The 21,744-nt window shown below is 42.4% G+C and carries 18 protein-coding genes; 2 read left to right on the top strand and 16 right to left on the bottom strand.

What is annotated here, in order from left to right:
• Positions 1–12: 12 nt before the first annotated feature.
• The 4 genes from BM126_RS23160 to BM126_RS17900 form a co-directional block, all read right to left on the bottom strand.
• Positions 13–1,749 (bottom strand): glycine betaine ABC transporter substrate-binding protein, encoded by a 1,737-nt coding sequence (locus BM126_RS23160; protein ID WP_090990785.1) that lies wholly within the window; start codon positions 1,747–1,749, stop codon positions 13–15.
• Positions 1,750–2,955 carry a quaternary amine ABC transporter ATP-binding protein gene (locus BM126_RS17890; RefSeq protein ID WP_090990891.1) on the bottom strand — a complete coding sequence of 402 codons (1,206 nt, stop codon included), beginning with the start codon at positions 2,953–2,955 and terminating at the stop codon, positions 1,750–1,752. It abuts the gene before it with no gap.
• Between the two features lie 392 nt (positions 2,956–3,347).
• The gene (locus BM126_RS17895) at positions 3,348–3,551 is read right to left on the bottom strand and encodes a YbdD/YjiX family protein (RefSeq protein ID WP_090990786.1); all 204 of its coding nucleotides are present in this window, start codon (positions 3,549–3,551) and stop codon (positions 3,348–3,350) included.
• 16 nt (positions 3,552–3,567) lie between these two features.
• Positions 3,568–5,619, bottom strand: coding sequence for a carbon starvation CstA family protein (locus BM126_RS17900; protein ID WP_090990787.1), 2,052 nt, complete (start codon positions 5,617–5,619; stop codon positions 3,568–3,570).
• 512 nt (positions 5,620–6,131) lie between these two features.
• Between BM126_RS17900 and BM126_RS23165 the strand changes: the two genes are divergently transcribed.
• A complete protein-coding gene (locus tag BM126_RS23165) occupies positions 6,132–7,493 on the top strand; it encodes a TerD family protein (protein WP_090990788.1) in 1,362 nt (453 codons plus the stop codon).
• 89 nt (positions 7,494–7,582) lie between these two features.
• On the opposite strand, the gene BM126_RS17910 is transcribed toward BM126_RS23165, so the two are convergent.
• The 11 genes from BM126_RS17910 to BM126_RS17960 form a co-directional block, all read right to left on the bottom strand.
• Positions 7,583–7,831, bottom strand: coding sequence for a helix-turn-helix domain-containing protein (locus tag BM126_RS17910; RefSeq protein WP_170846210.1), 249 nt, complete (start codon positions 7,829–7,831; stop codon positions 7,583–7,585).
• Between the two features lie 38 nt (positions 7,832–7,869).
• The gene (locus BM126_RS17915; RefSeq protein WP_090990789.1) at positions 7,870–8,709 is read right to left on the bottom strand and encodes an HAD family hydrolase; all 840 of its coding nucleotides are present in this window, start codon (positions 8,707–8,709) and stop codon (positions 7,870–7,872) included.
• The gene (locus tag BM126_RS17920; protein WP_090990790.1) at positions 8,706–9,827 is read right to left on the bottom strand and encodes a cysteine protease StiP family protein; all 1,122 of its coding nucleotides are present in this window, start codon (positions 9,825–9,827) and stop codon (positions 8,706–8,708) included. Before BM126_RS17920 ends, BM126_RS17915 begins: the two co-directional genes overlap by 4 nt.
• A 29-nt stretch (positions 9,828–9,856) precedes the next feature.
• A complete protein-coding gene (locus tag BM126_RS17925) occupies positions 9,857–11,113 on the bottom strand; it encodes a phosphoribosyltransferase family protein (protein WP_256213170.1) in 1,257 nt (418 codons plus the stop codon).
• 76 nt (positions 11,114–11,189) lie between these two features.
• A complete protein-coding gene (locus tag BM126_RS17930; protein ID WP_090990792.1) occupies positions 11,190–12,386 on the bottom strand; it encodes an HpcH/HpaI aldolase/citrate lyase family protein in 1,197 nt (398 codons plus the stop codon).
• 137 nt (positions 12,387–12,523) lie between these two features.
• On the bottom strand, positions 12,524–13,291 hold the full coding sequence (locus BM126_RS17935) for a TerC family protein (protein ID WP_090990793.1): 768 nt from the start codon (positions 13,289–13,291) through the stop codon (positions 12,524–12,526).
• Positions 13,292–13,392: 101 nt separating this feature from the next.
• Positions 13,393–13,971, bottom strand: a complete 579-nt coding sequence (locus BM126_RS17940; RefSeq protein WP_071353272.1) for a TerD family protein — start codon at positions 13,969–13,971, stop codon at positions 13,393–13,395.
• A 246-nt stretch (positions 13,972–14,217) separates the two neighbouring features.
• On the bottom strand, positions 14,218–14,799 hold the full coding sequence (locus BM126_RS17945; RefSeq protein ID WP_090990794.1) for a TerD family protein: 582 nt from the start codon (positions 14,797–14,799) through the stop codon (positions 14,218–14,220).
• A 247-nt stretch (positions 14,800–15,046) separates the two neighbouring features.
• Positions 15,047–15,658 carry a TerD family protein gene (locus BM126_RS17950; RefSeq protein ID WP_090990795.1) on the bottom strand — a complete coding sequence of 204 codons (612 nt, stop codon included), beginning with the start codon at positions 15,656–15,658 and terminating at the stop codon, positions 15,047–15,049.
• A gap of 188 nt (positions 15,659–15,846) precedes the next feature.
• Positions 15,847–16,944, bottom strand: a complete 1,098-nt coding sequence (locus tag BM126_RS17955; RefSeq protein WP_090990796.1) for a toxic anion resistance protein — start codon at positions 16,942–16,944, stop codon at positions 15,847–15,849.
• 52 nt (positions 16,945–16,996) lie between these two features.
• Positions 16,997–18,619 carry a YceG family protein gene (locus BM126_RS17960; protein ID WP_090990797.1) on the bottom strand — a complete coding sequence of 541 codons (1,623 nt, stop codon included), beginning with the start codon at positions 18,617–18,619 and terminating at the stop codon, positions 16,997–16,999.
• 140 nt (positions 18,620–18,759) lie between these two features.
• On the opposite strand from BM126_RS17960, the gene BM126_RS17965 reads away from it, so the two are divergent.
• The gene (locus BM126_RS17965; RefSeq protein ID WP_090990798.1) at positions 18,760–20,094 is read left to right on the top strand and encodes a VWA domain-containing protein; all 1,335 of its coding nucleotides are present in this window, start codon (positions 18,760–18,762) and stop codon (positions 20,092–20,094) included.
• Between the two features lie 205 nt (positions 20,095–20,299).
• On the opposite strand, the gene BM126_RS17970 is transcribed toward BM126_RS17965, so the two are convergent.
• Positions 20,300–21,685, bottom strand: coding sequence for an aldehyde dehydrogenase (locus BM126_RS17970; RefSeq protein ID WP_090990799.1), 1,386 nt, complete (start codon positions 21,683–21,685; stop codon positions 20,300–20,302).
• Between the last annotated feature and the right edge of the window lie 59 nt (positions 21,686–21,744).

Raw genomic sequence — 21,744 nt, forward strand, 5'->3', positions numbered from 1 at the left:
GCCTTTTGTTGATTATTTCTTTTTTAAATCTTCAATTGAATTAATTTTCATATACTGCGGAACAGTTAAGCCAAGCTTTGTCCCTTTTAAGTTAGGACCCAAGTCAACAATGTCGGACTTGTACTCTTTATAATAATCTGCTGTTGTGGTCGGCAGCCATGCTGCAACCATTGCATCAGCACTTTTATTGGCAATTCCAGCAAACATCGGCCCTATTTCAACCTGCTTAAGCGACACATCGTATCCTTGATCCTTAAGCACTTTACCGATTACATTGGTGCTGGCAACTTCAGACTCCCAAGCAACGTAAACAAGACTGATTTTTTGCCCATTGCCTTTTTGTGCACCTGCTGTCCACTTTTTCACCTGATCACCATGTGAAGAAATCCATTTGGCAGCAGCTTTTTCCGGTTCCGTTCCTTTTTGGACATCCGCCATCACTTCTTCCATATCTGACGGTTTCCAGTAGAATTTATCAAGCGTTGAAACAGCACCTGGAGCATCCTCTTTTAATCCTTTTCTGATTATGGTATGGATGGATTCTCCTTTGCCATACGAACCTTTAGGATCGGACAGATATTTCAGCTTGTACTTTTGGAACATCCAATGCGGTGTCCATCCGGTTACAATAATCGGCTCTTTCTTTTCATAAGCCTTTTTCAGCTGAGCCGTCATTGCTGCTGAAGATCCTTCAACAAGGTTCCAGTCATTCAGCCCGTAATCTTTCATAGCCTTTTTAGTAGATTTCATGATGCCTGCGCCAGGATCAATCCCAATAATCTGATGATTTACCTGATCTCCCGCATCTCCGCTTGACGTCTTATCAGGAGCAGCAGCATTTGCAGCGACAAAGTAAATTGCCGTAATGATGACTAGGGCGGCATACACGCTGTAAACCACTTTTTTCTTTACAATCTTCTCATAAGCCGGATTTCTCAAATTCTGTGAAACCCTGTCTAAAATGACAGCAATAATAACAATGGATAATCCTGCTTCAAATCCTGTTCCCACTTTTATTTGGGATACTGCACGATATACTTCTGCTCCAAGCCCAGGTGCCCCAACCAATGATGCAATAACAACCATTGATAGAGAAAGCATGATGCTTTGGTTTACGCCAGCAAGGATAGTCGGCATGGCCAAAGGCAGCTGTACTTTATAAAGCTTTTGTCCTGCAGTAGAACCAAATGCCTCAGAAGCCTCAATCAAGTCTTTCGGAACCTCGCGGATACCCAGATTGGTCAAACGGATGGTAGGGGCTACTGCAAAAATCACAGAAGCAATAATTCCAGGAACCACTCCGATTCCAAAAAACAAAATGGAAGGAATTAAATAAACAAATGCAGGCATAGTCTGCATGAAATCAAGTACAGGTGTAACAATTTTCTTCACTGTATCATTTTGGGCAGCCCAAATTCCGATTGGTATACCTATCAGTATGGTGATAATCCCCGCAGAAAGCACGAGAGCCAGTGTCTGAACCGTAGCATCCCAATAACCCAAATTGTCAATCAGCCATAAACTGACTAATGTAAACAGTCCCAGCGGCCATCTGCATGTATAGGTCACCAATATCGTGAGAAGCAGAATCAGAACAAAGGAAGGACCTGCTCCAAGCACCTGTATAAATACATCCAGTACACCTTGTATAAAATTCGATATGGCACTGAAAATAGGATCAAATGTAATCGTAATCCAATCAACCAATGTATCAATCCAAGAACCTAAAGGAATTTTAGGAATATTCATTTACTCCGCCCCCAAATCATTCAAGGAGTCTTTGTTACCTGATAATGCACCGATTACGGCACCGCGGATAATGATTCCTTTAAGTCGGTTTTCTTCATCTACCACAGATAAAGGAAGATTAGCCGTAGCCATATCATCTAATAAATCTGCAATCACCACTTGCTCTCCCACAACCGGAACATCCGTGGTCATAACCTCGCTGATGGGAAGGTTCTGGTCGATTGCCTGCTTTGCCTGTTCAGCACTCAACGCACCGAGAAGACGTTTTTTGCGGTCTACCACAAAAATGCTTGAAAATCCCTGGTCTCTCATAATTTGAAGAGCAACACGAGGGCCCCTGTCCGCAGAAATTTTTTCAGGTCTTTTCATAATATGCGAAGCGGTAAGGACCTTAGAGATATCCACATCTTCTACAAAACGTTCAACGTATTCGTTGGCAGGATTCATCATGATTTCTTCAGGAGTCCCAAGCTGAATAACACTTCCATCCCTCATAAGGGCGATTCTGTCACCAATCCTTAGAGCCTCATCTAAATCATGTGTAATAAAAATAATGGTCTTCTTCAGATTTTCCTGGATCTCGAGAAGTTCATCCTGCATGTCCTTGCGAATAAGCGGATCCAGGGCACTGAATGCTTCGTCCATTAATAAAATATCTGTATCACTCGCCAGGGCCCGTGCAAGTCCTACCCTTTGCTGCATGCCTCCGCTCAGCTGTGAAGGAAGCTGATGTTCATAACCTTTTAGACCCACAACTTCCAGTGCCTGCATCGCTTTCTTTTCACGATCAGCAGGAGGAACTTTTTGTATTTCCAGGCCATACTCTGTATTCTCTAGAATTGTTTTATGAGGAAATAGGGCAAAATTCTGAAAAACCATACTGATTTTCTTCTGCCTTACTTCCCTAAGCCGTGCCGGGCTCATTTTGACGATATCTTCCCCATCAATGTGAATTTCTCCATACGTCGGCGCTATAAGCCTGTTAAACATCCGGATCAGTGTTGATTTCCCGCTTCCAGACAAGCCCATGATGACGAATATTTCACCCGGATAGATTTCAAAATTAGCTTTATTGACTCCGACTGTCTGGCCCGTTTCTTTCAGGATATCCTTTTTGGAGTATCCTTTTTTCAAAAGCTCAACAGCCGCTTTTGGATTTTTCCCAAATATTTTTGATACGTCCTTTACAATTACATTAGGGTTCACTAGCTCACCTCGTTCATTAATTTTTTCAACAACAGCTCCTATAGCTAAAAACCTCGGCAGGTTCATGAAAATGAAATAAAAAAGGACAGTCTTATTAAAAAGAATGTGCCTTTTGCCAATTTTTATTCTCCGTAACTTTGTTAAAAGCCGATGAATGTAAAAAGGCATCCAATTTGTGATTCATTGAGCAAATGGATAAAAGCAGAGGAGTAAATCATAGAGAATTACAGGATTATTTTTATGAGGGCTGGGTAAGATACTCTAAAACCTTAACATTTAAATCACACACCTTTCAACCAATCTGATCAGTTCGAACTATTCAGATTTTTTTAATAAATTAAAAAAATGCTTTAAAAGCCCTTTAGACAGGCTCTTAAAGCATTTTTTGCAGATCAGCAGCATCTTGATATTTTTCCGCCTTTTGCATTAAACCGCGCTTCCTGTGCTTCGCAAAAAAATTCTTTTCTGCTGGCCGGCTTTTCATCAGGATGATGGTGTTTCATATGCTCCACATATTGTTCGTAGCAAGGAACACCTGCAAGCAAACTAATAAACTGTTTACGATAACTCCAAATTACCGCTAGTTTCTTAATCATGGATCCTCTCCTCCTGTCAAGCCCGGCGGGTAAAAACCGTTTCCTGCAGAGTGACTTTTTGATTAGAAATAATTTTAATCCATAGCCGGATGGCAGATAATAAAACAGCCAGCACCACAATCATAAAAATGCCGCAAAGAGCTGCATCCACATAATCATTCACAAGAATCTGCCGCATTTGAGTTTTCGTTGCAGCAGGTGCAAGCACTCCTCCCCCATCCAATGCGTTTTTAAATATTTTGGCATGTGATAAAAATCCAATTTTCGGATTGCTGTGAAAAAGTTTTTGCCAGCCAGCCGTCATCGTTACCACAAGCAGCCATGTTGTCGGAACAAGGGTAATCCACGTATAGGTTTTTTTACCCATTTTAAATAGAATGCTCGTTCCCAGAATGAGGGCAATGCCTGCAAGCATTTGATTGGCGATTCCAAACAGCGGCCATAATGTGTTAATTCCCCCGAGCGGATCAATGACCCCCTGGTAAAGGAAATATCCCCAAAGTAATACACACAATGCCGTAGCAATAATATTAGGCACCCAGGCATCCGTCTTAGCGAATGGCTTATAAACTGTTCCCATTAAATCCTGGATCATGAACCGTCCCACCCTGGTGCCGGCATCAATCGTCGTTAAGATGAATAAAGCCTCAAACAGAATGGCAAAGTGATACCAAAAGGCCATAAGTGCATTTCCGCCAATGACCTTTGAGAAGATTAACGCCATGCCGATGGCCAGCGTTGGCGCTCCTCCGGTACGGGATAAAATGGATTGTTCGCCAACTTTATCAGCAAGTCCTGTCAGCATATCAGGGGTAATAGTATACCCCCATTTTGCAATAGCTGCAGCTGCTTGTGCGGCGTCTGTTCCTATTACGGCTGCCGGGCTGTTTATTGCAAAGTAGACCCCTGGAGTAAGCACGCATGCAGCGATCATTGCCATGACTGCAACGAAAGACTCTGTCAGCATCGCACCATATCCGATAGCACGAGCATGGGATTCGCGTTCTATCATTTTAGGCGTGGTGCCGGATGCTACCAGCGAATGAAACCCTGAAACAGATCCGCAGGCAATGGTTATGAATAAAAAGGGAAAGAGATTGCCTGAAAATACAGGACCGGTACCATTAACAAAATCTGTGACTGCCGGCATTTCCAGATTTGGTGCAACAATAATGATCCCTAAGGCGAGTGCAAGTATTGTCCCTACCTTTAAAAATGTGCTCAAGTAATCCCTTGGCGCCAGCAGCAGCCATACTGGCAGGACAGACGCTATAAATCCATATGCAATCATCATGATTGCAATTGTTTCCCCTTTAAATGTAAATGCTTCTGCCCATGCGGGGTGCTGGGAGACATATTGTCCGAAATAGAGGGCAAGCATCAGTAAAATAATGCCGATTACCGAACCTTCGCCTACCCTTCCCGGCCGGATATAGCGCATATAAATGCCCATGAAGAGGGCAATCGGAATGGTCGCTGCAATCGTGAACATCCCCCATGGACTTCCAGCCAGCGCCTTTACGACTACCAGCGCAAGGACTGCCAATAAAATGACCATGATGCCTAAAATCCCGATACTTGCAATAACGCCAGTTACAGTGCCTACCTCTTCTTTAATAATTTCACCAAGTGACTTTCCGTTTCGGCGCATCGAGGCAAAAAGGATAACAAAGTCCTGGACAGCTCCTGCCAGCACAACACCTACGATAATCCACAGCGTTCCGGGCAGATAACCCATCTGGGCCGCAAGAATCGGTCCAACGAGAGGTCCCGCTCCGGCAATTGCAGCAAAGTGATGCCCAAATAAAACCCACTTATTAGTAGGTACATAGTCTTTGCCGTCATTATTGGCTTCTGAAGGAGTAATGCGGCTGTCATCCAGCTGAAATACCTTTTGTGAAATAAATTTACTATAAAAGCGGTAAGCAATCGCATATACACAAACTGCAGCAGTCAAAATCCAAATTGCATTAATGCTTTCTCCTCTTTTAAGAGCCATATATCCAAAACTGATGGCTCCTATTGCCGAAATAATTCCCCATAGCACAATTGATTTAAGCGCTTTCATTTAAATGCCTGCCTTTCGTGAAATATAGTTTCCTGGCTCTTCTTACTAAATCTCTCCCTCCTTTTTATAATTTTCATTATATTTTGAATTATAAATCACCTTGTCTTATAGAACAATAACTTCTGCAAAAAAAGAAATTTGACCGTATCGCCTATCTTAATGTAATTCTGAATGACAGGCACGGTCATTTTTGCCTGTAGAGGTGCAGGAATCCCACAGGAACAGCTGAAGATGCTCACCGCCCGCCCAGCGGCAAGTGAGCATCCGTAAGCGGAAATCAGCCGCCTTGTTAGCTGCAAAGTTTAAGAAAACAGCCTTTATTAAAAATCATCAGAAATAACAATACTTATATTTCTTTTTTTTACTTTTCTTATGTTAAAGTTAAGATACAACAACGGCTTTGACTATACATAAATCAATATATTCGCAGATAAATAGTTTTTCACGCATAAAGTATTTATGCTGAAAAATCAACAATTAAAATTACAGTAGATAAGGAGTGGATTTCGTTTATGGGAGTAACCCTGAGCAAAGGTCAAAAAGTTGATTTAACAAAAACCAATCCAGGTCTTCAACATGTAGTTGCAGGTTTAGGGTGGGATGTAAGCCAGCACGGCGGACACTTTGATTTGGACGCTTCTGCATTTCTTACCGGCCCCTCTGGAAAAGTGAGTTCGGATTCAGATTTTGTATTTTACAATAACCCATCCGGAGGAAATGGATCAGTCCTTTACAGCGGTGATAATAGAAGCGGGGCTGGAGTTCAAGATGATGAACAAATCAGGATTGATTTAACAAGGGTCCCGCAATCTGTTCATCGAATCTCATTTACTATTACCATACATGATGCGCAAATGAAACAGCAGAATTTCGGCCAGGTATCCAATGCATATGTGCGTATCTTCAATGAACAATCCAACGAGGAATTATTGCGTTTCAACCTTGGCAGGGAATTCACTGTTGAAACAGCCATTGTTGCAGCTGAATTGTACAGACATAATGGAGAATGGAAATTCAACGCAATTGCCAGCGGTTTTCAAGGCGGGCTTGCGGCATTGTGCAGAAATTTTGGAATTACCGTGGATGATGAGCCAGCTCCAGCCGCACAGCCTTACTTCCAGCAGCAGCCGCCGCCATATAACAACGGACAATTCCAGCAGCAGACACCGGCTATGTCATCTCACAGCCCTGCCTATAATCCGCCTATGCAGCAGTCCTATGCAGCCCAGCAGACTTATAGCGGAGAGGAGATTCACTGCCCGCGCTGCCATTCGTCGAATGTCCGAACTGGTGAAAAAGGATTTGGACTTGGAAAAGCTGCAATCGGAGGACTGATTCTAGGACCAGTCGGCTTGCTTGGCGGATTTATCGGAAAAAAGCAGCTGAAGTTCACCTGCAGCAGCTGCGGAAACTCTTGGTCACCTAATCAAACGGATTATATGGAGTGGGCTAATCAGCAGAAACGAAAAGCCCAGGAAGTATTCAAACGCTTTAAAAGCCAGGATGTCATGGATGCAGTTGTAGCAGCATGCGCTCTGGTAGCCATGGCAGATGGCCGGCTTGACCCTTCAGAACGCCAGAAGATGACAGAGTTCGTTAATCAAAGTGATGAATTGCGTGTATTTGATACCAATAAGGTAATCCAGGCATTCAATCTTTTCGTGCAGCGCATGGAACGTGATCAAATTGTCGGAAGGGCAGAAGCCTTTAAAGCTCTTGGGCGTGTGCGGTCGAAACCGGAAATCGCCAGACTGGTCGCACGTTACTGCATAGCTATCGGCTATGCAGACGGCCATTTTGATCCGAATGAACAAAGAGTCGTAGCTGAAATCTGCAGGGAACTAGGGTTAAACCCATCCGAATTCCTATCCTGATCAAAATGCGGAAGCTCCTTGCATCGGAAGGCGCAGATGGGGAACATGTGGATAAAGTGTGGAAAAGACTTAAAAAAAATGGGATCAGCTCATAGCTGATCCCGTTTTTGGTTCCAAGAATAAAAGTTTCTATTGGTTCTTTTTTCGCCAAACACCGCGTACATCCCTTCCCGGGTAACAACCCAGGAGGTTCCGAACTTCCTGACTGTCCCATACGGAAAGTCATTGATTCTTCTTCTCAAGGTTGAAGCTTCAATGCCCCATTCTTTGCAGGCATCACTTGAACTCAGTATATTGCGGTCATCTAAATTCGGCTGTTTTTTCAATAAATTAATCAAAGAGGACACCTTCTTGTGCTGTAAAAATTTCATTTCCCTCAGGAAATGGATGCTCCATGTTTATTCATTTTATGCTCTTCGTAAACCTTCAATACATGTGTCAAGATTTCCTCGGCCGCTTTTATCCCTTTTTGTTCAGTTCTTAGCAGGGGTTCTGCCGGGGAATCCGTCATGATGTTAAGCTCTCCATGACAAGGAGCAATAGCATAATCTGCAGCTTCAAGCATGCATAAGTCAAGCATAGAGTCGCCCGAAGCGGCAATGACATCTTCTCTAAAAAGATCTTTTAAATATGCCACTGCTTCCCATTTGTTTACACATTGAGGAACAAAGTAAAGCTTCCGGCCTTGAAGGGATAAATTCCATCCCATTACAGCTGCCGCTTTTTTAAATTGCTCAATTTCATCTCTCGGCGCAAGATCTTGCTGAATAAGATAATAATGAAACAAATCATCCGCCGTCCGTTCTTCAATAATCCAATTGCTATGCGAAATCCTGCTGAACTCTTTTTGTATATCTTCCTTTGGCGAAGATTCTCCAATCAATCTTCCAGCAATTCTGCGTTTCCACTCTTCATCCGCTTTTCCATCAATCAGAATGTTTCCTCCATTGCTGGTGACTGCTGCTTTTGGCTGAATAACCTCTGATATGAAAAATATTCTCTTATATTGTTCAATGGTTCTAGTAGTGACGGGCAGGAATGTCATCATGCCATTTACTTTCTTTAATAGTGCTGCTGCTTCATTGGTCATATAGGAAATTTCCCGTTCTTCAAGCGTTTCCGCCAATATGATATCTGGCCATTTTTCATTAAGTCCTACTCTTGCTGAACGTTTAGAATAAATTAAAGTCTGGTCCAGGTCACTTGCAAAAATCATATTTGATCTCCCACCATCTTAATTAATCCGCAGCATGCATATGCCATATTTTTATATTCCTCAACAGGCACATCCCTATCCTCCGCAAGCAGCAGGATATGCTTGAGGCGTTCATCATTGCGGTCCCTTACAAGAATTTTCCAGGGCACTCTCCGCAGCAATACGCGTGTTGTCTCTCCAACGCCAGGTTTAATATGATTGATATCCCGGATTTGAAACCTTTCCTGAATTTCCTTGATTGCTTCCAGTCCGCTCCAGGATAATTCTGAATCGCTTTTTCTCAGCTCTTCCAGCTGGCTTTTCACTTCGTCTTTCACATACTGAAATTCATCTGTAATCACCCGAATGAATTCATTTGAAACATCCCCTTTTTCAAGGTGATGATAATACTTTGCTCCGTGAAAATCATGATCTTTAATGTAGGCTGCATTATGAACAGTCCGGCTGACCAGTCCGGAAACCGTAGAATTCAGGCAAGCGCTTGGAATCAGGAAATCCTCTCTTGTCCCGAATATTTCCGCACAATACCCAGGGTCAGCCAATACAGCCAGGCTGTCATCTATGGAAAAACCAAAATCATTCTGAAGCTTGCGGCATGCACCTTTTAGCTCAGTCGTGATGGCACCCTTGCCTGTCCAGCCGTCTACAAATTGAATGCCTTCTGTGCCATGATGTCTGGCAATATAAGCTATTGCATTCTCATCAATACCCTTTCCGCGGATAATGGACACACTGTAGTGCGGCAAATCAAGACCATGCACATATGCCAAATAGCGCTTAATTAAAATTCCTATAGGCGTTCCTGCCCTTGCGAGAGATACAAGGACGATCCGGTCTCCTTTTTTTTCAAAAATTTCTTCCGCCACAACCCCAACAGAAACTGCGAGTTTTCGGGAATAATCATTAAGAGACTTCCAAAACAGCTCCATATACTGAGACGTAGGCTGATACTCAACCGGAAGCATTTCTGAATAATGGATGCCAGACTGAATGGCTTTTTCACGGTCTTCGGTTTCCTGTTCCTCCATAACATTGCTTAAATCCTTCAATAAAAACGTAACATCATCTTTTGGATAACTGCCCATGGGCGTTAATTTATTAAGGCTTTTTACTTGCATGGCTGCGCTCCTCTCTTTTGCACTTGCACTCAATTAACAGTTACTAAGGTAATGGTTTCCGGGCCGATCTGCTTAAGGCACTCCAGTAATGGAGCCAGTTTTTCTTCGTCAATTGCTCTCTCAAGAAACAAAAAAATATCTGCATACTGCTTGTACTCAATATTATAGAAATAATTCATGATACAGTCATCTTCCGGGCACGGGAAAGCAAAACCGCTTTTTACAGCGTATCCAGTCTTGTTAACACGGTGAATGGGGCTTCTTGTTGTAGATTGATAGAAAAGATTATCGCCCATATAATCTGCAATTTTCATTGGCAGATACATAAATTCCCCTGTTCCAAGGCATAACGCTTTTCCTTCTGTCCGGGTTTGAAGAAGCCTTTCGCCAGCCATCCTGCAAAATGAATCGATATCTGCATTATTTTCAGACAAAAGACCGCTGAATCGGCCAGTCATCCCAGAGTAAAGCACATGTGCCGCTTCCCCCTTGCTGCTGATAAATGTAAGAGGGAGATCTTGTATCTTTTTGCTGATTGAAGATAAACTGATCCTATTAACCTGCGGATCAGCCGCCCGTTCATCCTTTACGTATAGATAAGCCCCTTCATCTTCAACAGGATTTCCTTGCACTTCAATTTCCCCGGCCAGCAAAGTAACTGTCTTGATTGTGATTCCAAGCTCTTTCTCAAGCTCTTCGTACCTTTTTTTATTATCTTCTGATCTCCAGTCGAGCAGTGAAGCTACTGTATACTCTTTTCTCGGAAAGCTTTGCTGGATCGCTTTGATAATGTTGAGGGCAGTATTGCCTGTTGTGATTTCATCATCAACAAGTACAATAGGGCCGCCCCTTTGCAGTAGCTCTTCCCTGCAGTAGCATGCCTGTGAGGTAGCATGGGAGTGTTCTTCCTCAAAGTTTATAATCGACTCTAATTCCCGGATATTTTCTCTTGTAGTATGAACGAACGCGGCATTATCAAAAAATTCGAACATATTGTGTCCAAGTGCCGTAGCCGTTTCAGCAAATCCGATAAATAGAGTTTCATCAGACAGCTGAAAGGGCTCCTTCAGCATGGAAAGATAGGCCTCTCTCTCTCCCTGTCCGGAAATCAGGCGGTCAATGATATTTTCGCGCTTACTGCATGACACGCCATGAACCTCCTCCATATACCTCATGGCCAGCATGCCTCCGCTTAGTAAAGAAGCAGCTGGTTTAACCGGAATATGTTTGCCGAGGACCTTGCTGACAAATAAAAACCCTCTTTTTTTATTTTTTCTGGCCGCCATGTCAAATAGAACTTCCAGCGGAAGGTGGTACGGATTTTCCGTAACAGTAAGTTTGATACTTAGTGAATCAAGAATATTAAATGTGTATGGATTCTTGTTTTGCAAGTAAGTCGATGTAGGAACTTTGTTCATGGTACACCCCGTATGCTCTGGCTTTTGTCAAAATTTTATTAGCCCAATTAAAATGCGGCTTCATTTCATTCATTTTGTTGGAGAATTGGCTTTTTTTTACACCAGAATTTCCAGCTGCACTTTCCATAATGCTCATAGCATCTAAATACTCTTCAAAAGAAACGACGCTGAAGCTGTGGACAGGCAAAATATGTGTTGGATGAATTATTGTCTTGCCGGTCAGCCCATTCGTTTTATCCAGAAGCACTTCCTTAATCAGCCCGTCCAAATAATGATTCAGAATATTTTCACGGATCATCAAGCCTTCTGTACCCCTGCTGTTTCTAAAGGGAGTTTGCCTGAGCTGAGGCTTCATGACCCTCTCAGTTGTAAGGAAATACTCCCAGACAGGGCCAGAGACCACATATTCTTTTTCGCTTCTGGCAAATACATTCACGATATCGGCAATGCAGTCACGGACAACAGATATATCATAAATGGTCGTATCGCTGCCCCTTCTGATTCCATATAAACCGCAGAAGTCAGTTGCACCCATTCTCACATTCAGGATCCGGCCATAATTTTGATCCAGCAATTCCTTGATTTTCATCAAAGAAGAAATTCTTGTCTCTTTATAGATTATATCTTCCGACTCAAGAATCGGCATCCCGTAGAGCTGCAGACCATATGCCTCATTTATATCAAGCAGGCCCTGGATATAGCCCTGGCCATTTTCAGGATTGAATTTCGGAAAAATAAAGCCGCTGAGTACCTTAATGGAACTGCCAAGATGCCCGGCAACATTTCTCATTTGTTCCTCATTTCTTACACGGATGAAGATCAGCGGAAGGTCTTCATATTTAAAAAGTCCTTTTTCGATATTCATATATAGCTGCTGAAGGTGCGTGATAATATTCATTTCAGCAACCTCCACCTCATGATCTCCAATCGCGTCCTCCAGGCAGAGTGCCATGGATACAAGACCATCATACTTTTTCGCCGTGATTTCCCCGCTTATATTCGGCCTGGTTCCAGGCATATATAAAGTAGCTCCCAATCCTTGTGCAAGCAATTCCTTCTCGCTGTCTTTTGAAAACCGGACAGGCTTTTGAAAAAAGATACTGTCCTCATTTTTTGCATTTAAATAGTCAAAGTGGCGCAACTATTCTCCTCCTTTCTCCTTGCTGCAGTATCCTGCTATATCGGGGGTGCATATCAAAGCGCCCGCTTCACGTCTGCTAAACTATCTGGATAAAAACGAAAGGGGAAACACTGATGTGTTTACCCTCCATGAATGCATTATTTAGAATTGGATAATTCTTCGTCTTTGCTTCGTTTTTTCAAAGCATGAACGATGAATGTGATTAAGAACACGCCTACCAGAATACCGAAGAATAATAACTCTTCAATATGGAATCCGAATGCCCCTGCAATCATTTTGATCCCGATAATTGCGATTAAAACAAAGGCCGTTGTTTCCAGTTCCGGGATTCTTTCAATAAGAACAAGGAATATCTGGGCAACACCTCTCATCATTAACACACCCAATATTCCTCCAAGGAACAGCACCCAAATTTGATCGCTTACCCCAAAGGCTGCAATGACTGAATCAATACTGAAGGCAATGTCCATTATTTCAACAGCAGCAACCGTACCCCAGAACACACCGAACATTTTGATGAGGATTCCTTTTTTATTGATTCCCTCTGATTCCTCTTCTTCATTATTCTTTTTAAGGAAGTAGCTAAGAGACAGCCACAGAAGGTACGCTCCACCAACAATCTTGATCCACCAGATTTTGATGAGGAAAACACCAAGCCCAATTGCTATAAACCTGAAAATATAGGCCCCTATGATTCCATAAAAGAGCGCCTTTTTTTGCAATTTGGGCGGAAGGTGCTTAACCATGACAGCTAACACAAGTGCATTATCTGCTGATAATAAACCCTCCAGAATAATCAGCGTGCCGATTACTCCCCATGCAGCCGGGTCTGTCAGTACCTGCTGTATGTTATCAATTGAAAAAAATTCCCCATATGTATGGAAAAGATTTTGAAAAAAATCCATGTAGTGGTCTCCTTTTTTGTTCTCAACTTAATTCATTTTTTGTTTTTAAGCATAACCAGATAAAGGAATCCCCCATAAATACTAGAAGGAAGCCTATAGAATTAGACTGTCAGGCCATAATTTCTGCAAAGCGCAGCAAGTCCGCCTGAAAAGCCGCTGCCGATGGCATTGAATTTCCATTCAGAGCCATGGCGGTAAAGTTCACAAATCACCACTGCTGTTTCAATAGAGAAATCTTCACCTAAGTCATAGCGAAGCACTTCTTCATTATTATCCTCGTTTACTACGCGTACGAAGGCGTTTGATACCTGGCCAAAGTTCTGATTGCGTGCAGGAGCATCATGTATGGTTACGGTTATAGCCACTTTATGAATGTGAGAAGGGATTTTACTGAAGTCAATTTTGATTTGCTCATCATCTCCATCACCTTCGCCCGTTCGGTTATCGCCGGTATGCTCGACCGCACCGTTCGGATCCTTCAAATTATTATAGAAAATAAAATCCAGATCATTGGTGCATTTATCATTTTGATCTACCAGAAATGCCGATGCATCAAGGTCAAAATCATATCCGCCAGAATAGCGGTTCGTGTCCCAGCCTAACCCGATAATGGCTCTGGTTAAACCCGGATTTGTTTTAGTCAAATCGATCCGCTGTCCTTTAGCAAGTGAAATAGTCATCTAATGTGATCACCCTTTCTGTAAAGCATAAGAAATCGTGAAATCTCAAGAATTACAGGCGAATGAATCCGCTCTGCCTGTTCTTTAAAAAATGAGCGGAATCACGCGATTCCGCTTCTGGGTCATCCAGCTTCTTCGCCTAGCACGCTTTGCAAAAGATGTTTTTCCCTCGAAGGCCACAAAGCCGCCTTCTTCCGGCAAAACCCTATTTGCTTTACGGGCTGGACAGGCGATTCCGCTTTTGGGTCATCCTACTTGCAGGCCGTAGTCTGTAACCAGCGCAGCTAATCCGCCCTGGTAGCCGCTTCCGATGGCGTTGAACTTCCATTCTCCATTGTGGCGGTACAATTCAGCTACAACTACAGCTGTTTCAATGGAAAAGTCTTCTCCAAGATCATATCGGATTAATTCCTCAGTTCCTTGTTCGTTTACAACACGAACGAAAGCATTGGAGACCTGGCCAAAGTTTTGGCCGCGTGATTCCGCTTCATGAATTGTTATAGTAAATGCGATTTTTTCTACCTCAGCAGGAACCGCAGTCAGGTCAATTTTAATTTGCTCGTCGTCTCCATCACCTTGGCCGGTCAAATTATCGCCAGTATGTACAACAGAGCCATTTCCGCCTTGAAGATTATTGAAAAATATAAAATCTTTATCGGAATTTACTTTTCCTGATGCATTTAATAAAAATACAGAGGAATCCAAGTCAAAATCATGGCCGCCATCATACTTATTTGTGTCCCAGCCCAATCCGACAATAATATTTTTCAGTCCAGGATTTGATTTAGTTAAGTCTACCTTTTGACCTTTGCTTAATGAAATAGCCATAATTTTTTACCTCGCTTATTTTTTATTTTTTATTTGCTAATTAATGGATGTGTTTGATTTATTAATCCAGCTGCAGCGCCTAGCCTCTCAAGGTCATAAGTCACCCAAGAATTGAAGGCAAAGAGCACCTTCTATTCTCAAGTGCCTTATGCTGAGGCCCCCAGGATGGGGGGGCACAAAGGCGTTGCCGCAGGATGCGGTGTTCTTAGTCTTTGATCCCTCTGGACATGCGCTTCCGCTTTATATATTACGCGTATTTGTTTGCTATTTCTGAGATGGATGTATCCTTGGTGCCATCGCCGATTGCGTTGAATTTCCATTCACCATTATGGCGGTAGATTTCGCCGACGAACAGAGAGGTTAATCCTGAGTAATTGTCTGTCAGGTTAAAGTGAATCAATTCCTCGTTATTAGAGTTATTCACAACACGGATGAAGGCATTTTGAATCATGCCAAAGTCCTGTTTTCTGGAGACACAGGAATAAATATTTACGACGAATACCATTTTGGAAATCGAAGGTGAAACCATATTTAGATCAACTACAATCTGCTCGTCGTCACCGTCTCCATCTCCTGTCAGGTTATCACCGGAGTGTTTGACGCTTCTGTCTGCACTGACTTTATTGCCGAAGTAAATCAAATTTTTCTTGTCTGTCAGCTTGCCATTTTGATCAAGCAGCAAAACGGAAGCATCACAATCGATATCAGGTGCGCTCCCGCCGCCAAACAGCCCGCCGAGGATACCCTTCCCTTTGCCCTGTGCAACCGGGTCCCAGCCTAAGCCGACAGTAATTGATGATAAACCTGCTCTGCCTTTTGTTAAATCAACCTTTTGTCCTTTTTGCAGTGTTATTGCCAACAGAAACACTCCCTTTCACCAGTAAAAGCCAAGCCATCCTTTATATTCAGAAACGGCAGGCTAAACATCAGTTCATTTCAAACATTAAAATCACGCCAGCGTGATAATATCATTCTATCATTCATGTTATTTTATGACAAACATTTAATATCCCGTATTTGCTTCCAGGTTTTATGAAGCACTTTTCCTTATCCATTAAGCTGCTTTGCCTGGAAGTTATCCTTTAGTTCAAGCAGGCGCTTTTTGCCTTCTTCACGGGTGCGTTTGTTTTCATCTTCAATGCTTTTTGTTTCTTCAAGCCCTTTGATGATAATGTTCCAGGATTCTTCTATAGTCTCGATTTTTATGCTTGGGGCACCTGCCAGCCGGGCAATTTCTGTGCTCTGGGTTGAGATATTCTGAGCATTGCGCAGCAGCATTTCGTTCGTACGGCGGTCAAGTTCGCTCATTGAATCAGCAACCAGCTTTTGCCGTTTTGCTGACACGGCCTGAATCAGGCTGTTCTTAAAAATTGGAATTGTAATGACAAATGCCGAATTGATTTTACCAATCAGCTTGGTATTGCCTCTTTGCAGCAGGCGGATTTGCGGAGCCGTCTGAAGAGCGACCATTTTTGCCATCTCCAGATCATACACACGCTGCTCCAGCGTTTCAATGCCATTGCGCAAGGAATCCAGTTCCATGGCAGCAATTTGATCACCGGATTGTGCACGTGCCTCATATTGCGGCAATAGCTGGGTTTTCAATTCTTCTGCCTTCATTTCTCCCGCAACTGCATATTTCTCAAGTGCCAAATAATAATTAAAGTTTTGCTCATACAAATTTTCAAGATTATGGGTGGAATTGACCATTTCATTCTGGTATTTTGAAATCTCAACATATACCTTATCAATTTCACTTCCCATGGTCTGATATTTACCAAAGATTTTTTCTATCATTTTTTCCCCTCGATTGAAAACCTTGGCAAACATGCCTTTTTTCTCAGGTGCAAAATCTTTTTTATCAAACTTGTCCATAATCCGCCCAAGATGTTTCAAAAGCTCGCTGGAATCCTCCATTGAACTGGACTTCATGGTGCTTAAAATCCGGTCTGAAAACCTTGAAATTTCAACTGCTGGCTCTTTTCCAAATTCCAATAAAGACATTTGGTTCTTTACATCAATTTGCTGGACAAGTCGCTGAACTTCCGGTTCATTTTTCAGCTTCAATTTGATTTCATCCGCTTTAGCCGGTGTAATCTCTTCATTTTTAACATCCATCAATTCTGTTCCATTAATATCTGCCATGTCTATCCCTCACTTTATTTATCCCTGACAAGCCATGCGGCCAGCCAGAAAATTATTTAAAAAATCTTCGCCAGATTGGAATCTTTGGCTCTTTATATTCACAATCAAATTCAACATGCTCCATGAGATGTACATCATAGTATTGCTCATCTATGTACATCTCCAAATCTCTCAAGCCTGAAGGGTTGTAAAGGACTAAATCAATGCCTATTTCATTCAGGAGCAGCAGCAATGCAGCATCCGGCCTGGTAATCCCGCTGCCTGAACCGCTATTATACATCACAATTCTCGGCACCCTCTGAGGGTAATCAAACTTCATTAACAAAGCAACAACAGATGCAGGCAAAACCGTCAGCTGTGTAAACAAATAAAGCTGAATGTCAGAGAGGGACTCGCTCCCTTCAGCAAGCAGCTTTGGATGCCCGCATACTCTGGAAATAGCTGATGCCACACCCTGCTGAACCCCAAGCGGCAATTGACCAAGCTTCCACCATACACTCTTCATCATCTTCTCGGGATCAAGCATTCCATCAGCATTTAATGCATGGTGATAATGATACTGATGGTTTGCCCCGACATTTGCCGTCAAGGGAAAATACCGGATAAACAAAGTTAATTCGCCTTCCTTCATCTCTTCCAGCCTGTCCCAGTATTCCCTTTTGTTTTCAGAGATCCCGGAAATTTTCGCAAATATGGAAGGAATATGGACTTTGTTTCCTTCTATTGAAAAGTTAGGACGGATAAATGCCTTTTCCCTGCTTACCAAAAACAATTCATCATATGTCGTTTTTAAGGTTATGGAATGCGGCTGGTAGGAACGGTATTGCCAAGGCTTAAAGATTGGCGTCTCATCAGTGTGGAGAATTCTCTCTATTTCCCTTGATGCCTGATAGGCGACCGTAGCTTTCCTGACCGATTTTCCTTTAGGGAATGCCCTTGGCTCCTTATTTATGGAATGTTCCTGAACAATCATAAGATTATGCTCCGGATCAAGCTCGAGCTCTTTTAACAAGTCTTTTCCTCCCGGATGGAAAATCAAAACATCAAAGCCGAAAAGCGTTAAATAGTACAAAAAATATCCTTCGCTTTTATTGCCGTCACCATACCAGAGGAATGCCGGCATCCTGTCATCCTGCATGTCCCTTAATGCTGGCTCCATGTGGTTGCGCATCCATTTAATTAAGTCCACGATGACCCTCCTGAAATCAGGATGCTTAAAGCCATCATGGTGGTGCTTTGCGAATTCCTGCAGAGTATGTATCAAACACTCGCGGATATGCCTGTTGACAGCAGAATTTTCATGTACAGGTATCAGCTGTTTTCCTTCCAGAAATGCGACAAACCTATTAACGGAAAGAGATTCATTCTGATTGATCAAGAGTACGCTTTGTATGGCCTGAAACTGTTCAGGTGCAATTTCTTTATTCATGGAAGCAGCATCGAGAACATAAATGAAGGGCTTAAGGGATAATTCAAAAAGCTCGTTATAATACTCATCCTCATCTCCGCGAATCCCTAATAACCTGGCTGCGAGCTGACCGATGGAAATTTCTTGATCACCCGCCTGGAATGGCTGTCTCTCGGCACGCTTTTTTTCTAATATATTTTTCCATTCGTCTTCTTTAAAAGAGATCAATACCGGATTGATCTTCGAATATTGGCCAAAAGCCCCCACCGAATAATCTCCTTTCTAAAAGCACTTACTTTGTCCTATTATACCGCATTTTCATAGTAAAAGTTGCATATCAATTCCCGTTAATTGGCAGTTTCATTTTTACGAAGCACCCTTGTTACGCTAGAATATAGAAAGAGAGAATGAGAAAAATAAGCGGAAAAGAAGTGAGAACATTGATTACATTAATTAAAGGACAAAGAATCAATCTAAGCAAGCAATACCCGGAAATAGACAAACTGAAAATAGATATTTCATGGAAGTTAAAAGCCCCGCAGCACTCCAATTTTTACGAAATAGACTTATCAGCCTTCATGATTAATCAGGACGCTGTGATTCCTGAAGAAGGATATTTCATTTTTTACAATAATCCATTATCTTCCGATCATTCCTTAGCTATGTCAAAGGTGGTTCCCGCTGCTGAAAATCAGGAGCTTTTCTTAAATCTTGCAGGAGTCTCTCCAGAAATTGAAAAAGTCACTTTTATTCTTACCATTCATGACGCAGAAATCAGGAAGCAGAATTTCAGCCACTTTGAAAACATTTCCCTGACCATTTGGGATGAAGAGAGTAAAGAAGAATTACTTTCTTTTGCTATTGACGGTTTTGAACAAGAAACTGCGTTTGAACTGGGCAATGTCTACCGAAAAGAAGGTTCATGGCGTTTCAATCCCATTGGCCGGGGCTATAACAGAGGGCTTCAGGAGTTTTTGGATATTTATCATCCTGCAGCTGCCGCAGAAACCCCGTATAAAGAAGAAAAAGAATGTGAAACGGAAAGGCCAATGATCAGCAAGCTGGATTTACTAAAGAAGAAAGTAGATATTATTATTGAGAGAAAAGCGCTGCAGAAAATTCGGGCACGAGTCGGGGTAGTCTTAGATATCTCCGGTTCGATGAGAAGGCTGTATAAAGAAGGGATTGTCCAAAATGTAATGGGGCGGCTGCTTGCCCTTGCGACCCGTTTTGATGATGACGGAATCCTGGATGTCTGGATCTATGATAATTCCTTTTCAAGGCTGCCTTCTGTTTCAGAAAGAGATTTTCCCAATTATGTAGAAAGAGAAATCCTTAAAAATACTGGTGTTTCTAAATTCACTGCCAATAATGAACCTCCTGTCATGCGTGACGTGTTAAATAAATATATAAAGGAGGAAAACAGCAGCCTCCCCGTTTATTTAATCTTCATAAATGATGGAGGCATTAAGAAAGCGAAGAAGAATCAGGATAGTGTGGCAAATGTTTTGATAGATTCTTCAAAGGAGCCTATTTTCTGGCAGTTTGCCGGCATCGGTGACGGCAACTTTGACGTTCTGAGAAAACTAGATGATTTAGATGGACGATATGCAGACAACGCAGGATTTTTTCATATTCCTGATATTGAAAAAGAGACGGATGAAGAACTATATGAGAAACTGCTTCATGAATTTCCCCGCTGGATGGCAGAAGCAAGGGAGAAAAAAATACTTGCCAGATAAACCGCTTTAAAGAAAAGCTTGTTTGATTAATTGGTGATCCCTCTTGATAGAGGACTTCTCTTGATAGCTATTCAAAAGTCGCGGCTTCCCTGCAGCTTATTCCCTTTTATTCTTCAAGTCTTGCAAAAGGTGGAATACAGATTTCAAATTTTTTTACTCTCCCATTTAAGTCAAAAAAACTGTAACCTATTGGCTACAGTTTTTTTCACTTCATTAACCGCCTTATCAGCTTAAGTCCATTTTTTGCAGAAGGATATCGGAAGGAAAAGTCAAAAGCAGTTGTTTGCCTTAATACACTTTTTGAGTGTGAGAAGGTTTCAAAGCTGTATTTTCCATGGTAGCTTCCCATGCCGCTTTCTCCTACGCCCCCAAACGGGAGATATGGGGTCGCAATATGCATGAGTGTATCATTCACGCATCCGCCTCCAAATGAAATGCGGATCATTATTTGCCTTTCTGTTTTCCCGCTTTTTGTAAACAGATACAGGGCAAGCGGCTTAGGACGGCCGTTAACAAAATTAATCACCTCGTCCAGGTTCTCGTACTCCACTATTGGAAGAATGGGTCCGAAAATTTCTTCCGTCATGACAGTCGAGCCTGGATCCGGCTGTTCTAACAGAGTAGGTGCAATCTTAAGGGTTTCATCTGATGTTTCTCCCCCAAAAATAACTTTTCCATCATTTAAATATTCACAAATCCTGCTGTAATGCCGATCATTTACTATTTTGGAGTAACGGGGGCTTTCGAGAGGCCTTTCTCCATAAAACTCGATAATCGTTTCCTTTATAGCCCTTAGGAGATCCTGTTTTACTTTTTTGTGTGCCAGCAGATAGTCAGGTGCAATGCATGTTTGTCCTGCATTCGTAAATTTGCCGAAGACAATCCTTTTTGCTGCAAGAGCTATATTGGCATCTTCATGCACAATCACTGGACTTTTCCCGCCAAGCTCGAGTGTAACCGGTGTTAAATGTTTCGCTGCTGCCTCCATTACAACTTTTCCAACTGGTACGCTTCCAGTGAAAAAAATATAGTCAAAGTCCTCCTGCTCCAGCAGGGTCTGGCTTGTCGGCACACCTCCCTCGACAGCTGCAATATAAGAGGCAGGATATATGTGCTGAATAATTTCTTTAATCAGTAAAGAAACTGAAGGCGTCAATTCTGACGGCTTCACTACAGCTGTGTTGCCCGCTGCAATTGCGCCCGCGAGCGGGGACAGTGCAAGCTGAAAAGGGTAGTTCCATGGCGCAATAATTAAAGCTGTTCCGTACGGCTCCTTAATAACACTCCCCTTAGAGCCCGTATGTGTTAATGCAGTACGTACCCGCTTTGGCTTTGCCCACTTTTTTAAGTGCTTCATAGTAAAGTTGATTTCTTCATAGAGAATCCCTATTTCTGTTGAATATGATTCAAGCTCCGATTTATTCAAATCCTCCGCAAGTGCCTGAATAATATCCTGTTCCCGCCTCTTCACTTCCTCTTTCAGCTTCTTTAACTGCTCCAGCCGGAAAGTCAGGCTTTTTGTTTCATTTGTGGCAAAAAAGAGCTTTTGTTCCCGGAGAATGTGTTTTATTTCATCTGCATATGTTTCCATAATGATGTATCATCTCCTTTAAAATCCGCTAACTGTTTATAGGTTTAAAGACTTGAACG

It is taken from the genome of Bacillus sp. OV322, from assembly GCF_900112495.1.
In the GTDB taxonomy this organism is placed as follows: Bacteria; Bacillota; Bacilli; order Bacillales; family DSM-1321; genus Peribacillus.